The 15,102-nt window shown below is 47.8% G+C and carries 11 protein-coding genes and 1 pseudogene; 9 read left to right on the top strand and 3 right to left on the bottom strand.

The window, feature by feature from the left end; all coding sequences use genetic code 11:
- The first annotated feature begins 51 nt into the window (after positions 1-51).
- On the top strand, positions 52-258 hold the full coding sequence (locus J3L18_RS20475) for a YgaP family membrane protein (protein WP_129571604.1): 207 nt from the start codon (positions 52-54) through the stop codon (positions 256-258).
- A 189-nt stretch (positions 259-447) separates the two neighbouring features.
- Here the strand turns inward: J3L18_RS20475 and J3L18_RS31115 are convergent, their stop codons facing one another.
- From J3L18_RS31115 to J3L18_RS20465, 3 genes are all read right to left on the bottom strand, one after another.
- Positions 448-753: an Arm DNA-binding domain-containing protein gene (locus J3L18_RS31115; protein WP_189549471.1), complete on the bottom strand. Its 306-nt coding sequence runs from the start codon at positions 751-753 to the stop codon at positions 448-450.
- A gap of 197 nt (positions 754-950) precedes the next feature.
- Positions 951-1,349 (bottom strand): ORF6N domain-containing protein, encoded by a 399-nt coding sequence (locus tag J3L18_RS20470; protein WP_129571606.1) that lies wholly within the window; start codon positions 1,347-1,349, stop codon positions 951-953.
- Between the two features lie 55 nt (positions 1,350-1,404).
- A complete protein-coding gene (locus J3L18_RS20465) occupies positions 1,405-2,625 on the bottom strand; it encodes a site-specific integrase (protein ID WP_129571607.1) in 1,221 nt (406 codons plus the stop codon).
- A gap of 1,073 nt (positions 2,626-3,698) precedes the next feature.
- Here J3L18_RS20465 and J3L18_RS20460 point away from each other — a divergent pair.
- From J3L18_RS20460 to J3L18_RS31110, 8 genes and pseudogenes are all read left to right on the top strand, one after another.
- Positions 3,699-6,674, top strand: coding sequence for a hypothetical protein (locus J3L18_RS20460; protein WP_129571608.1), 2,976 nt, complete (start codon positions 3,699-3,701; stop codon positions 6,672-6,674).
- 1 nt (position 6,675) lies between these two features.
- On the top strand, positions 6,676-8,670 hold the full coding sequence (locus tag J3L18_RS20455; RefSeq protein WP_129571609.1) for a hypothetical protein: 1,995 nt from the start codon (positions 6,676-6,678) through the stop codon (positions 8,668-8,670).
- 231 nt (positions 8,671-8,901) lie between these two features.
- Positions 8,902-10,524 (top strand): hypothetical protein, encoded by a 1,623-nt coding sequence (locus J3L18_RS20450; protein WP_129571610.1) that lies wholly within the window; start codon positions 8,902-8,904, stop codon positions 10,522-10,524.
- A gap of 10 nt (positions 10,525-10,534) precedes the next feature.
- Positions 10,535-10,882 carry a hypothetical protein gene (locus J3L18_RS20445; protein WP_129571611.1) on the top strand — a complete coding sequence of 116 codons (348 nt, stop codon included), beginning with the start codon at positions 10,535-10,537 and terminating at the stop codon, positions 10,880-10,882.
- A 215-nt stretch (positions 10,883-11,097) separates the two neighbouring features.
- The gene (locus J3L18_RS20440) at positions 11,098-12,453 is read left to right on the top strand and encodes a hypothetical protein (protein WP_189549473.1); all 1,356 of its coding nucleotides are present in this window, start codon (positions 11,098-11,100) and stop codon (positions 12,451-12,453) included.
- A 516-nt stretch (positions 12,454-12,969) separates the two neighbouring features.
- The gene (locus J3L18_RS20435; protein ID WP_129571613.1) at positions 12,970-13,263 is read left to right on the top strand and encodes a P-loop NTPase family protein; all 294 of its coding nucleotides are present in this window, start codon (positions 12,970-12,972) and stop codon (positions 13,261-13,263) included.
- On the top strand, positions 13,260-13,829 hold the full coding sequence (locus tag J3L18_RS20430) for a restriction endonuclease (RefSeq protein ID WP_129571614.1): 570 nt from the start codon (positions 13,260-13,262) through the stop codon (positions 13,827-13,829). Before J3L18_RS20435 ends, J3L18_RS20430 begins: the two co-directional genes overlap by 4 nt.
- Positions 13,804-14,460, top strand: a pseudogene (locus J3L18_RS31110) (recombinase family protein); the annotation flags it as partial. The gene J3L18_RS20430 and the pseudogene J3L18_RS31110, both read left to right, overlap by 26 nt.
- Between the last annotated feature and the right edge of the window lie 642 nt (positions 14,461-15,102).

Below are 15,102 nucleotides of genomic sequence, written 5' to 3'. Positions count from 1 at the left end.
GTCACCAACCAGTACTTTTATATAGGTTAATTTTATTAAAAAATTAATGCAATGAAAAAGAACATGGGTACGCTTGACCGTTCTTTACGGATCCTTGCGGCGCTTGCAATAGCGATCTTATACTATACGGGTGTTCTGTCAGGGACGCTTGCAATTATTCTGCTGGCCCTTGCCGCTATCTTCATTTTAACAGGATTTGTCAGTTTTTGTCCATTGTATTACCCCTTCAAGATCAGCACAAGGAAAACTGGCGCCTAACTTAAAAACTTTCTGCCGGTTTAATCCGAGCGAAAAGACAGAACGTGATAGCTCTAAGGCAGCGTGAATCATCCCAGCTATCGGAACTTTGAATTTCCATATTCGGATCACAGGTTCACTTATTAATACATATCATGCTTAAAATAGCGTCTATTCATTCTGTTGCCTAAGGTATAGAGTTTTTTTGGCTTACCGTTTAACACATTTTTTAAGCGTTCGGCAGTGATCGCTGCTTTCTGGGCTGTCAGGCTTTCGTGAGCTGCATAAACCATTTGCCTGCAATGTGTCCAGATATGCGTTGAATACCCGAACAGATTCCTTTATGCCTTTTAAGCGACCTGCTTTACTGTTCCATTGCGAGAGTTCAGAGGTTCTTGATGCTGTGGTTTCCACCCGTTTTCCGTTCACTGTAACGCGCAGGTAAATTGGTACTGGGTCGTCATTGTAGTTCTTTGGTTTCTTCAAACAGAGGAGCAAGATGAAACTAGTTTTCATGTTAAATAACATTAGAAAGTGAAACAAAACTAAGTTTGCAACTAATCACAAAGAGGTTAATTATTTAATTCCTTGATTGGATAAACCAATAGCACTGACCCCTCACCGCCAATTTGCTTTCTTTTCCTAAAAGCTTGAACTTAAGCGCTAAAGATGGTCATTTTGAAATTGGCCAAATGGGGTCAGTCAGGTGTGGTTTATCCATTCAACAGCAGATCTTTCTGCGTTATCAGCATTTCCCTCAACTTGACGAAAACCTCTATGATTTTGATGCTCATTGCTATGGCCATTTGACTTTTAATAACATTGGCAAGCATCAGAATGCCATGTTCGCTGAACACGTAAGGTCTTGTTCCGCCCAGGTATTGGCGGGATGGTATCACATTTTGTGAAACCATGATATCAACTTCCTCATCCGTCAGTTGAAACATAAAATGCTCAGGAAATCTTTCCTCGTTTCTTTTGACCTGTTGTCGCAGGCGTTTGGGAATCGTACCATACATTTCCGCAAGATCGCGGTCGATCATTACTTTGACTCCTCTTATCAAGTATATTTTTTCGGCAATTCCAGCATCATCCGTAAGTTCGTTTTTCATGTAATCTGATTTAATTCTATGGATTTAATTATTCGCAGCGTAACAGTTCTGAAGATCAAACTCCTGTTTTAAACTTATGCTTCAATAGAAGCATATCCTTGCTTAGCTTCATATTCAGCACTTTTGCATACTCCTGCGTGGTTTTGATGTTGGCGTGCCCCAGCATGACAGAAACGCTTTCAATCGGCACATCGTTGGCAAGAGTGACCGTAGTCGCGAAGGTGTGACGGGCTATGTGAAAAGTCAGCCCGGTTTTAATACCGCACATTTCTGCGATCTCTTTCAGATAGTCATTTACCTTTTGGTTAGAGGGTACCGGAAAGATCAATCCTGTATCGGAACATTTTGGGTGATGCTCATATTTCCGCATCAGTGCTATCGCCACGGGAAGTAAGGGCACCCTGGTGGGGATATCGGTTTTTTGACGGTTTGTCATGATCCAGATTTCCCCATCGTACCTGTCGGTAAGATCACGCCGGTGCAGTTTTTTTATATCGGCATATGCCAGGCCGGTATAACAGCTGAACAAAAAGATATCACGTATCTGATCGAGCCTGGTTGATGGGAATTCTTTGACCTCGATAGCAATCAGGTCCTTTTGCTCAAGACAAGTCCTGTGAACGCGCTTGACCTTGCCTTTATATTTTACAAAAGGATTTCGATCTATCCAGCCGTTGTCCAGGCTGATCTGGATGATCTTTTTAAAGTTCCTGATATATTTAACGGCGGAATTATTAGCGCAATTCCGTTCTGAGCGCAGCCAGAAATCATAATCTGTGATGAATTGATGATCGACCTTGCGCAGGCTGATATCAGTTAAATTATAACGCCACTTCAGAAAACGTTGGGTATGGCTCAACGATATCTTATACCGGCTCAAAGTACCCTTTGTCGCTTCTTTGCCTACCAGCTTCTCGAACCGCTTGTTGTGTTCTTCAAATACTTCAATCAGCATTTTGGGGCTTTCTTCCTTACCCAGAAAACGGTTTTTCAGGCTTTCAGCTGTAATACTTTCCTGCGCTTTTATCATTGCACTATGTGCGTCGTCAACCTGTGCCCTCAGGGTGTCAAGATAGTTGTTGAAAGTTTTAACATTTTCTTTAGTTCCCTTTATCCGGCCGGCGGAAGGGATCCATTGAGATGGTTCGCATTCGCGGCCGGTTGTCAGCTCTGACCGCTTGCCGTTCACTGTGATGCGCATGTACACAGGCACGGAACCTGTTTGATAGTTTCTTGGTCTCTTCAAATAAAAGAGCACACTGAAAATTGTCTTCATAATGACTCACTAAATGGTTAAACAAATATCGGTTTGCGGCCATTTTTTGACAAGATGTTCAATTTATGAACTGGTTGTCAATCAGTGTTTTAACCTCTTTCTGGTGAGTCAATCAAATGATTGACCTGACTCACCGAATTACTCACCGGATATATGTGAAATGGTGAGTAAATTAGCTTGTTGGTTAAAAGTCAAAAGCCTGATTTTTTGCGAAAAACAGGCTTTTAGTCAATTTTGTATGAAAATCAGCGGAGAGGGAGGGATGACAGGCAAACACCTTATTCATTTTTTGACTTTTCTAAATACTATGAAACTTCAAAAGTAATTGACAATATAAAACGATGCATTAGTCTTCATAACCCTAATAAGGTCGGTAATTCGATCCTGATCCACACTACGTGAACCGGCAAAAGCCTTTAAGTTCTAACTTTTCTATTGAAAATCAAGAACTTTAAAGGCTTTTTCTTTTTCTTGTAAAATTGACTGCCTTAGAAGATATATTGATAAAATATTGACGATCAAATAGACGCCTATTCGATCCAGCTCCGGTTATTCGAGTAAAATCAAAGCCAAAGCAATTCACTACAAACCAGACAGTTACAACTTTTAGCTTCTTTGCCGATTATAAATGCTATTATAATTCAAAAAGTAAGTTAGTATCTTATTTAGGGTTATTTACATAGTGCGACATTTATACTTAAAGGTTCTTCCCCTTTCATACCTGTTATTTGATTTGTATTTTTTATAGTATTAGATAAAGAAAATCCAAGATGACGATAGCTTCGCTATCATCCACCCAATGCCATTTTTGGCCAAAACGGAAATTGCACGTTTGACGGAAACCTTCTTTCTATAAAGTTCATTTATTAGACTTGCTCTTTAAAAGCCATGCGCACCCAGCTCAGCCACTTCAGCAGCAGGACGATCTTCTGTAACGCCTGTCAAATAAATTTCCACTAGGCGTATGCTACCCGCAGACTATCAAAAAAAAATATTTCCGTCCCATATCAAATAAAATATTATTGCTTAATTTGGTCTTATAATTACCTGAACATTAATTATTTATCACTACAATGAACAAGCCGGAAAAAAATAAGTGGGTAAAGCTCTGCTTTATATTCCGAAAAAGATACGTCTTCGTAAGTTACGAAGACGGCATGGGCAATAAAGTTAAAACGCCCGGAAAGGAATACCGCACCGTTGACCTGTCACTTTTCGCCAGTGTGCGGATCGATCTGCGCATCGATACCTACCTGGCGCAGATGCTGGATGCCGAACCCCGCCAGCGCATGACACCCTACGGGATCAAAGACCTTCCTTTGGCCATTTTTGCAGACCAGGAACTGGACGCGCCGCTGAAATCGCTGGTAACGCAGCTTTGGTCCGTTTATAACTTCCGCTTTTGGACAGAGATTTTTGAAGCAACCCTAAAAGATAAGAGTTACCAGTTCATCCATCACCGGGACATAGCCAAACGGCCTGCTTTCGAATTACCCTTCCGCATCGCGCTCGCCGGACCGGATGCCCGGAATATAAGGTCGCAGATCGAAGAATGGAACTGGCTCAGGAATGACCCGGGCACTCAGGAATATGGCCTGCAAACCATCGATTATGACTATTTCCAAGATCCGGAACATCAGGGCGTCGATATACTCATTGCGGAAGAACCCAATAGTGATTTTTATTTCAGGGATGATGCCGCTCAGGCCCCTCGGCTGATCATCCTTCTTGATGCCTATTTTTCAGAGTGGGTCGACTGGTCCCAGCGTTACCCAAACTCGTCCCTGCTGCTCGTCCATGACCGCTTTCATGACGGGAAACGTCTATTTTTGAAAGAGTTTTTATACAGCATCATACACGACTACCCGCTTCATGAAGCGGTCGAATTCGCCATCAAAAGAACCGGACCACCCAATTACGGCCCCATTCTATACTCCAGTGTGGAAGCCAACCAGGCCTTGCGGATGGTAGACGGGCTGGATAACTTCAAACTTGAGGTAGACCAGTATGCCCGCACCGTCAACCCGGGTAACCTGGACCGATTTATCCAAAAGCTCCCGCCGGCCGCCGGTGCGCAACTCGGCGCTGCCTTTAAAGACAGCGGCCATTTCGGTCAGTATTTTCACCAGATGAAAAACTTCGGCGGTGATTTTGGCCGGGAGACCAGCGGTCTGGTACCCCTTTCCAACGAGATACAGTTCTTCAGGACCAGCCAGCAGCTACAGCTGGAGCAATCCGCGGCGGAGTTGAAAACGCTGATCAATACGCCGGATCTGTTCGACACTTTTCGGCAGGCCCAGGAGCGGGTCGTCGACGCGACCCTAGACCAGCTCTCCGATACCCTGCGTTACACGTCTGCAGATCGGTATCAGCCCCTTTTCCCTGGCGGGCGCTATCGCCTGAATATCGACATCGGGCAGCCATCGCAGGAAAGCCTGATAACCGGCAAGGTCGATTCCATCGATCCCCTGCTGCCGGACCCGGATGACAAAGACGGTCACGAACTGGAAGTCGTCCTTTTTTCCAAAGATTTTATCCTGACCTCCAAACAGCGCAAAAAAATCAGGCTGCCCTTACTGGGCGGCTCGAACACCGCCCGCTTCCTGCTGGAAGTCCCCGAAGGGCTGGAGACCGCGCAACTGCGTTTCGGCATTTTCCGGAAAAACTACTTGTTGCAGGCTTTCCTGCTGGAAGCCACGGTCGGGACCTATCAGGACCGGCAGCAAAAAGAGCCCGCTATCACTGTGCGCATGGATATCGCCACTTCCGCCAGGTACACCAACCTCGACGAAGTCGGCGAACGGGATCTGTATATCGGCATCAATGCCGGCAACGACGGCACCCATTCCCTTTTTATCAAAGATGATACCGTGGTCCGCGAAGTTCACGGCCTGAACGAGTCCGTGCTCAAAGACGCCCAGCAAACATTCAGCGAACTCCTCAAAGCCGCTTATTTCGACGCGGGCTACCTGCGTTTCCCGCTGGACGCCGCAGTACCTGACCAGGAAGCTTTTTTTGACCAGGTGCGTAAATTTGCCAGGATCGGCCATAGTTATTACGAACGGCTGTTCAGCGCCAACGATAAGGAGTTCAAGGACGCCTTGAAAAAGGTCAGGAAGAACAGCAACCTTTCGTTCCAGATAGCCCGGCATGAAGTCAATTATTCCTTTCCTTGGCCCTTGATCTACGACTATTACCTCGTGCCCCCGGCTGCCGGCGATCCCGACTACCCGGTTTGCATGGGTGCGCCGCTGGACCCTGACCTATATCCCGGTTTTCACTGTGACGGCGAGGGCTGTCCGCATAACCCGAACCTGTACACCTATTGCATCGAAGGCTTCTGGGGTTTCCGGCACCGGATCGAGCAATTGTTGACCACCGCCGCTAAAGCGACGGATACGGCACAGTCAGTAGACTCAAGCGGCAAAAACGTACTCTACGCCAATAATTTCAGCGACCCCCACAGCCAGGCACTGCTCGCCAGCCTCCGGGCGGACCTGCCCTTACAGGAGGTCACCCATGACTGCAACCTGTTGGAACTGCTGTGGAGCGAAGCCTCCAGACCATCCTCGCTGGTCGTCTTCGGGCATTTGGAGACCGGCACGATTGCAGGGGAACCCGATGAGCCCCGTATCCTCACTTTCTTACGGGATTCCTGGCCGCCGGGCAGCGGCAACCTGCCATTGAGCAAATGGCTATATCACCGCCTACTGATCAATAAAATCATGCTGGATGATCCCTGGGACGGCGCGCCTCTGCCGCTGGTCTTCCTAATCAGCTGTTATAACGCCACCATGACCGTCAACTCGCTCAATTCCCTGATCGAAGATTTTCATACCGCCGGCGCTTCCGCTATTGTCGGCACCGAGTGTGATATCACCCCCGACCTCGGCGCTGTCTTTATCCGGGAAGTATTACAATCACTTTACCGGGACGGCAAGGACATCGGCGAGGCCATACAGAACTTTAACCAGAACCGCTTCCGCTCCTATAACCCTCTGGCCTTTGTCTTTACCTGCTTCGGCAACAGTAACCTTAAGATCAATTAACATGAAAAAAGCCATTTACCTTATCCTGCTGATCTTCACCGCGACGACCGCACGCGCCCAGACCATCACCGTCCAGGGGACCCCTTTTGAAATAAACACCGAAAAGGAAACCAAAATCCCGGTCAAACTGAAACTGGATAAGCCGTTGGAACTACACTTCGATACCGTCAGCGCGTTTGCCGTCCGCAACGGCAATGTGTCCAGCGACGCTTATCTAAAAGGCATTAGAATCTCCTGGAACCCGAAACTGGCCGCGCTGACCTTGACGGTCGACCCGGCGCTGCTGGATGCCCAGGGCAATTACGATGTCAGCCTCCGTTACCAGTCCGGCAACGCGACCGACTACTCGTACCTGCCTCTGACGCTGGTACGCCCTCCGGCAGTACTGACTGCGGATAAGATCAATATCGCCGAACAGGGAAGCACCCGCAAAACCGACCCGCTCGTGATCACCGAGACCGGCGGCAAAGCAGGCGCCGACGGGCTCCGGATCAGCTCCGCTTATTTTCCCGTTGTCCAGGGCAGCCTCATCACCCTGCCGGCAAAACCCATAAAGATATTGCCCGGCGGCCTGGTGACCATCGCTTATCACCTCGACCCGGACCTATTCGACGCCTTACCCCTGGGGGAGACCGTTGGTAAGGTCCAGTTGATGGCCGGCTCCGTAGCCGCGCCCATTCCTGTTCAGATCGATATCTGGAAAAGGCTCAGCAAATGGTGGATCGTACTGACTGTTTTCGGCGGTTTACTGACCGGGACCTTCGTCCGCCATTTTTTAAAGGAAAGAAAAGAGCGCGAGCAAGCCCGGCTCAACGGCCTGCAACTCGTGCAGGACATCAAAAGCTTTACCGCAGCGATCGAAGACCCCAAATTGCAAGCCGATGTCAATATGATCGTACAAACCGTGCTGACGGCCATTTCCCCGGAGAACAACGCCGCAAACCTCAACGGCACCACAGTCATTACCAAAGCAATAGAGGATGCCCGGACCGCCTACAATACACGCAAGGCAACCTTTCAAACGCAAATCGATACGGAAACGGGGCTTTATACCAGTATAGAAGCTGACCTGTTCGCCAGCGACTTGCCACCGCAGCTCAACAGGGCATTGTCTGACGCGCAGGACAGTTTAAAGAAGGCCAAAGCGAAACTCGATGTTTTTAACCCGACGGAAGCAGCGCTATGGCGGGCCAAAACCCAGGAGCAAGAAATAACCGGGCTGACCGCCTACGGCGCTTACGTCACCGGCCTGCTGCTCTTTTTAGTTACCCCGGCCAATTATTACCCGACAATACCGGCGACAGACCCAACCCTGGCTACCGTACAGGCTTTACTGGCTCCCGCGCAAACCATCTGCACAACGACTTTCGGCAGCGGTATCACCGATGCCCACGCCGCACTGGCTGCCGCCAAACGGATACAAACCACCCTGGACCAGGCATTAACCGCACTGACCAACGGCGTCATTAAATACTATAATGACACCAACCAGTTGGCAGCCAACCACCCAAATTTTAAAAACGCGTTCAACAACTGGCTGAAAGCGATTGGCGATATGATCAGCAACCCCCAGGGCGCGCCGCAGTCGCTGATGTACTGGATCCCGACGCTGCCCGCCGACCTGAATGCCGCCTGGACCGCCGCCCTGGGGGTTTCATCCACCACGTTAGGCCCCGGTCAACCGAAGCCCCCGGCATTCGCATTTGTGCACCAGATGTTTTCCGTCGCACAGCCGCCCTCGCCGGGAACGGACTTAAAGACCATCAGCATGGCTACGCTCAGCGCGTCCTTCAAAATACTTTACGGTCGCTATATCGCCTATAACCTGCTGCAGCTTTTCGTGCTGACGCTCTTGATGGGTGCCGGTGGCTATCTTTCCTACGGCAAGAATTTTGTCGGGCAGCCAGAAGAATTCATATCTATATTTCTATTTGCGTTTTCGCTGGATATCATGGCCGATAACATCACCAAGATCAGGGCGCAGACCGGCACCTGAGCAGGATAAGGGCAGCGAAAATATTTTTTAGCCGGTATATAAAAATAATAAATATTATTTTTTATTTTTACGTGGTAACTGTTTTAACAAAAGATAGTTACAGCCTTAACTTATCATCCATGAACATGGCAACTATGCTTCGCTGTACCCTTTGCCGCCCTTTAGTTAAAGGACAGGCCTTACCGCTTTCGCCGGCATCCTACTTACGCACCTCTTCCTATCCCATGACCGATGACCTTTAACCCAACCCGCGTATTTCAACTGTTAGGCATTTTACTGGCAGCCACTATTTACGGGGCTTACGGACAGACCGTGGCCTCCTCCACGCAGGTGACCAAGACCGTTACGAAAACCGCTACCGGAACGTTTACCACCAGCTCACCGGCGATCACGATGGACCTCAGCCTGCATGCGTTCTCCGATGTCCTGCCCTTTGACGTACCCTTCCAGATCATCGGCGGCGGGGCGGCTACGGACCCGATCACCATCGACCAGGTGCAGGCGATCGATTGCTGGTACGGTCCGAAATTAAAGAATGTCGACCTCGAAACCCTGATGCAGGACCCTAAACAACTCGGGCACCATACCTCCTGGTTCTATAAAGCGGGCGACAAACAGTTCAGCCTGATGATCGAGGAGGGCCTGCCGCCCAACAAGGTCTTCACTTTCATTTTCCGCATGCGGCGCAAACTGAGCGATGCGCAGAAAACAACACTGGTCACCACCGCGAAACCTTTTATTACCGAAGCCATCGCGCAGGCAGCCAACGGTGGCAGCCATGAATTCAGCGATGTCACCTTTGATAAGATTATCGGGCAAATCGAACAAAAAACCGCCGACGCGGTGGAGGCGCAGGGCTTAAAGATCGATTTTGCCGCGATAGACGCTGCACATCACAAAATCCTGTTTGATGCCCTTGGCGTCATCTGTACCGCCTATGAACAATCCAGTCAAAGCAAAAAAGCCCTGGACGGTAAGATCGCACAGCTAAAAGTCCTCGTCGAGAAGCTCAAAACATTTGAACTGGCCTATGAACGCACCATCGCGGATCCTGATAATAACGCCGATGTGAAAGCATTGCGAAAAGTCTTCCCGCTGGCGCCGCCCGCCTGGCGTTACCCCACCGGCGCCAATGCCGTTGACGATGGACAAGTAACTGCCTATCTCGGTGCCTGCAAAGCATTGGCCGATGCCCTGCAACCCATTTTACCTGACAATCCAGACCTGAAACCGATAAAAAAAGGGATTATCGAAGATTTTTTGCCGGGCATCACGGACAAGTTCAAGCAGTACAGCCTCGACCTGAAAACCATCGACCAGGACGTAGCCGCGCAATCCCTGACCTTTACCACGGTCCTGGCCGAGCGCCTTTACAGTAATGCCTACATCACCGGTACCAGCACTCCGGGGGATTTCACTACGCGTGCCAATTTATATATCAGCGCCGACCTTGGATTAGCCGTCATCCCGCAGATCGGGCAGCTGGCCCCTTATTTAGGCACCAATATCTACCTGCGGCCGGTCAACAAAAACTATCCGCTGACCTTTCATAAACTCGACTTTTTTAAACGGTTTTCCTTTTTGATCGGGCTCACCGTCAACTCGCTGGCCAAAGACAATTACCGGGCCGACCTGCTGGGCTCTTTTAATCTGATAACCGGCGGCGGCTTCCGTGTGGCGGACTTTGTCCGGATCAACGGCGGTATGGTCTGGTACGGACAGATCAACCCAAACCCACTTAACAGCAATAAGTCCATCGCCGGATCGCCCTTTATATCGCTATCCTTCGATATTAATGTAAAAACAGTATTCAACAATTTATTCACCAGCTCACAGGTTTCATCCATTCAATAAAACAAAGATCATGGCAGCATTCAGCATTTCCGCACCATCTCCATCCAGCGCGATCATTTCAACGCCTGGACAGGTCACCTTAAACTTTGACGTCAGCGGCAACCCGGATCCCATCAAGCTCACGTACCATTTAAATTCCGGGAACAACTTATTTTTTAAATTGGCCGACGGGAGTGAAGTGAAAGAGATCACCCAAAACTTTAACCTGCAAAATTCGCCGAAGTCTTTCAGCGATATTTTGACCATCGTTAAAAGCGGGAACAACCCCAATTTTAGCTTGGGCTTTATAAATATTGACGGGATAGATACCGCCAACAACGATCCCGACAGCCAGCAATTTACCGTACATTTCTCATGAAAAATATCACCCTGCTTTTCCTGGCCTTTCTGCTGCTAAGCACCGGCAGCTGTAAGAAAGATCCACTGAACGCCACCCTGGTCATACACTTCTCTAAGCCTGACCCGGAAAGCTCGCCTGCGGATAACCTTACAACGCTGGCCATCACTGCCGTGCTTCCCCCAGATTCGGATCCCCAGACGCAGGTAACATTTACCACGGACCTCGGCACATTTGTGAACAGCAACAGCGCGACGATTACCGTCAGCGCTGACGCTTCCGGCAATGCCACCGCCAGTATCAAAAGCGCCCTTACCGGAACAGCGACGATCAAAGCCGCAGTAGCCACCAAATATACTGCTGTAAAAACGGTAAATTTTACCACTCCGGCAGCCGACAATATCTTTACAGTGGCAGCCTTTACCGATAATGTCGCCGCAGACGGGACCACCACAATGGTACTGACCGCCGCCATCAACAAAAGCCTGCCTACATCCGCTCAATCGGTCGTGTTCACCGCAGATAACGGCGCAACCTTCAGCAACAATACCCCTACCATTACCGTTTCGGCAGATGGTTCAGGTAACGCCATAGCTTACCTGAAAAAAGCAACGGAAGGCCCTGTCCATGTGACCATGGCCGACCTCGGCGTTACCCGTAACCTTACTGTTACTTTTGTCGCGCCCAATGCCGACAACGTCTTTACCATAGCCCCTTTTACCGATAATACTATCGCCGATGGCGTCAGCACCATGACCCTAACCGCCGCCGTCAATAAAAAACTGCCCGTTGCGTCCCAGGTCATCACCTTTACTGCCGACAACAGCGCGACCTTCAGCAATAATACCGGCACCATGACCATAACCGCAGACGGAGCAGGCAATGCGATTGCCTATCTGAAGAAAGCCACCGAAGGCTCCGTCCATGTCACCATGACCGGCCTTGGGGTTAGCCGCAATCTGACAGTTAATTTTGTCGCTCCCACCGCCGATAACGTATTCACTATTGCCTCATTTACCGATAACGTTATGGCCGATGGCGTGAGCACTATGGTCCTGACCGCCGCCGTAAATAAAAAACTGCCTTTGTCTGCCCAAACCGTCACTTTTACAGCCGATAACAGCGCGACGTACAGCAACGGTAACCCAACAGCCACAGCTACTGCTGACGCAGCCGGCAATGCCACTGTTTACTTAAAAAAATCAGTAGAAGGGCCGGTGCATGTCACCATGGCTAGCGGTAGCGTAACTCGCAGCCTGACCGTTAATTTTACCCGCTCCGTACCTGACAACATGCTTCTAAGCAATAACCCTTCAGTGAGTTCTGGCTTCGGCAATAACTTAGCCATTAGTATTAGCCTGCAAAAAAACATCGGCAAACCTGCAGCTGGCTACCAATTCGTTTACAGCGCAACCGATAGCGGCGGTAACCAGATCGGGGTGTTCAGTAACGGCACTGCATCCGACGCCAACGGCGCAGCGACTGTTAATTTCACCACCGGGAACTCCGCTTATAAAGGAATCGTCAAGATCATTATTGCCCTGCAGCAGAACCCAGCCATCAGCCAGGTCACGAGTGTCTTAGTCAATTAACCTGTAATATGTAAAGAAATGTAAAACTGCTATTATTCGTTTATTATACCCATGGTTAACAGATAATCATAAACCCGAAAAATCTTCGAACTGCTATCAAAGCTGTTTTGGACTATAAGGCGGTGTTACACTCGCAGATTATCCCGAGCGCTTTATTGATGAAATCGTTGTATACACATTCCAACTCACAATCCTATCTATAAAATGATATTACTACTGTCGGTCCGGTTTTGATTAATTTTGCAACGCATAATAACCAGTTAATTGAAGAGCCAATTTTAGTGAAGGCAATTTTCCACTAGTTAAACCGGGCTTTACTATTCCAATAATTTGGGAACAAGATTGACACTGATCTAGATAATGTTTTTTTCTTCTACAGTGCTCTAAACTCTCCTGACGCTTATATCACTGCATCATTTACTCAGTTCAAATACCTGATTTGGGTGACAAGCACGATTTGGGTTAAGGCCAAAAAATAATGTTAAATTGAAAACCGAAACAATCAGATTGTAAGAGATGAACTTTGGATACAATATTGACTTAATTTCTAAAGCTTTATTGCAATACGACCATGTCTTAGTGGCGGGCAAACCAAGGATTGGTAAAACTGAGTTAGCTAAAGCCTATCAGGTGGCGAATCCCTTGCAATTTAAACGTGTAATTTATATAAATGCGTTAGAGTTCAGTATTCTGGATATAGAAGAATCCTTCTTTACATCCAAAAAGTATGCAGAGAGAGAAGTTTTAGCCATCATTGATGGCATCGATGAGATCGATGATGTTTTTTACTATATGAAACCCAGGTCATGAAACTGGTTGTTGACGAATTCCAAAAATTGAATGTAAAGATATTAGCCGTTTCCCGTCTGACTAACCTTCAAAATTTTGTCAGTTCATTTTTTCGCATTCATTTGGAGGAGGATCCAAAATTGCAAGCTATAAGTTTGATCACCTTTAATACAAACCAACTCATCGAGTCGTTAGGCGAGGCTGTGAAACGAGAAAGAATTGCTGATTGTGTCAAACTCAGTCCACAAGCACAATTGAATATCATAGCCTTGATGAACAGCGCAAATTTGTCGTCAGCGGATATCGCTCGTTTAATTGACAATGAAATTATTTATAAAGACGATGTTGAGGAAATTCTGGAAATCAGCAAACATACCTTTAGAATAGATACACCCGAGATCATCACAGATATCAGCAAGATTAATGTCAATATCCTCAAATTGATCAAAAATAAACCGGCATTACTTCATCAAATAACCCCTAGGCAATTTGAAGAGTTGGTGGGAGAAATGTTTTACAAGGACGGCTTCGACGTAACATTAACCCAGCAAACAAGAGATAATGGCAAAGACCAAAAAAACTTTTGACCGGCCGGATTTTATCAAACTTCAGGAATTTATTACCAAATACCATAAGCAGGTGGATTACCTGCTGGTTGACCAGTTGGATCGCTTCAGCCGTGATGCGGGTGAGGCAATGAGTATGGTTAAAAACTTGCAGCGGTTGTATAATATACAGATCGTCAGCGTCACCGAAGGTATCACTTTTGACTACGATACGCCCGGCAGCTATTTCCGTACCGGCCTCCAGTTATTGCTGGCCGAAGAGGACAATATCAACCGGAGTATTAAGGTCAGGGGCGGGATTTATACGGCAAAAGCAAAAGAAGGCCGTTTTGTTTACAAAAACGCGCCTTTTGGGTATCGCTTGGCAGGTGAGAACAAAAACAGGACGATTGTCGTGGAACCTACAGAGGCTAAGATTGTCCGTTACATTTACCAGGCCTATTTGGGCGATGTCCCGTTGTATGTAATCAAGCAACAAGCGCGGGAGATGGGTTTCGACCGTGGTGGCAACATGGCCATCGAACGGGTACTGGCAAATCCGGCGTATAGCGGATTGCTTCATGCGAATGCCTTCAAGGAGTATCCGGCCGGATTATTTCCGGCCAGGCACGAGGCGATCGTGAATAAACTGGACTGGCAGATGGTACAGAATAAAATGAAAAAGCCTGAAAAGCTTAAGGTTACTGTAGATGACGAAGTGCCTTTGAGGGGATTGTTGAAATGCCATTGCGGAAATCCGGTTACCGGCGGGCCGGTGAAAGGTAAATCAGGACGCTTGTTCTATTATTACAAATGCAGGCATTCTGGCCACAACACGATCAGTGTGGTTAAATCAACAAAACAGTTCCTGGGAGCCTGTGAACTGATGAGTTTAAGCGATATAGAGAAGCGTGAGATCAAGCAGTTTTCTGAGATAGCTATGAGTGCGGAGTTGAAAGAGAATAAGGCGGTACTGGCCTCAAAACGTATCGAATTGCGTAAGGAGGAAGAACTGTTGTTTGCGGTAGAAGAAAAGTGGATCAGGGGCGATATTGCGAAAGATACCTATGAACGATGGTACGGTACTTACTCGGGGAATATAATCGGTATAAAAGGCGTGATGGAGCGTATCAATAATGGCCAGGATTGTGCCTTCGATATCTTGAACAAGAACCTTGATCTGCTGACGGATATGAAATTTGTGTATGAGCAGGCAGATACGTTAAACAAGCGGGAGTTCGTAAAGCAGGTGTTTGACAGCAATTTGTACTATGAAAATGGCATATATCAAACCCCTACAATGCTGCCGCTGTTT

This window comes from Mucilaginibacter gossypii (assembly GCF_017569325.2).
GTDB lineage: Bacteria > Bacteroidota > Bacteroidia > Sphingobacteriales > Sphingobacteriaceae > Mucilaginibacter > Mucilaginibacter gossypii.
The sequence above is the reverse complement of the archived record's forward strand: the minus strand, read 5'-3'. Positions and strand labels throughout refer to the sequence as shown.

What these genes read in the sequence shown, in the direction of transcription:
- J3L18_RS31115 (WP_189549471.1), bottom strand. Translation starts at nt 753, where the DNA reads ATGAAAACTAGTTTCATCTTGCTCCTCTGTTTGAAGAAACCAAAGAAC.
- J3L18_RS20470 (WP_129571606.1), bottom strand. Translation starts at nt 1,349, where the DNA reads ATGAAAAACGAACTTACGGATGATGCTGGAATTGCCGAAAAAATATAC.
- J3L18_RS20465 (WP_129571607.1), bottom strand. Translation starts at nt 2,625, where the DNA reads ATGAAGACAATTTTCAGTGTGCTCTTTTATTTGAAGAGACCAAGAAAC.
- J3L18_RS20450 (WP_129571610.1), top strand. Translation starts at nt 8,902, where the DNA reads ATGACCTTTAACCCAACCCGCGTATTTCAACTGTTAGGCATTTTACTG.
- J3L18_RS20430 (WP_129571614.1), top strand. Translation starts at nt 13,260, where the DNA reads ATGAAACTGGTTGTTGACGAATTCCAAAAATTGAATGTAAAGATATTA.
- J3L18_RS20445 (WP_129571611.1), top strand. Translation starts at nt 10,535, where the DNA reads ATGGCAGCATTCAGCATTTCCGCACCATCTCCATCCAGCGCGATCATT.
- J3L18_RS20435 (WP_129571613.1), top strand. Translation starts at nt 12,970, where the DNA reads ATGAACTTTGGATACAATATTGACTTAATTTCTAAAGCTTTATTGCAA.
- J3L18_RS20455 (WP_129571609.1), top strand. Translation starts at nt 6,676, where the DNA reads ATGAAAAAAGCCATTTACCTTATCCTGCTGATCTTCACCGCGACGACC.
- J3L18_RS20460 (WP_129571608.1), top strand. Translation starts at nt 3,699, where the DNA reads ATGAACAAGCCGGAAAAAAATAAGTGGGTAAAGCTCTGCTTTATATTC.
- J3L18_RS20475 (WP_129571604.1), top strand. Translation starts at nt 52, where the DNA reads ATGAAAAAGAACATGGGTACGCTTGACCGTTCTTTACGGATCCTTGCG.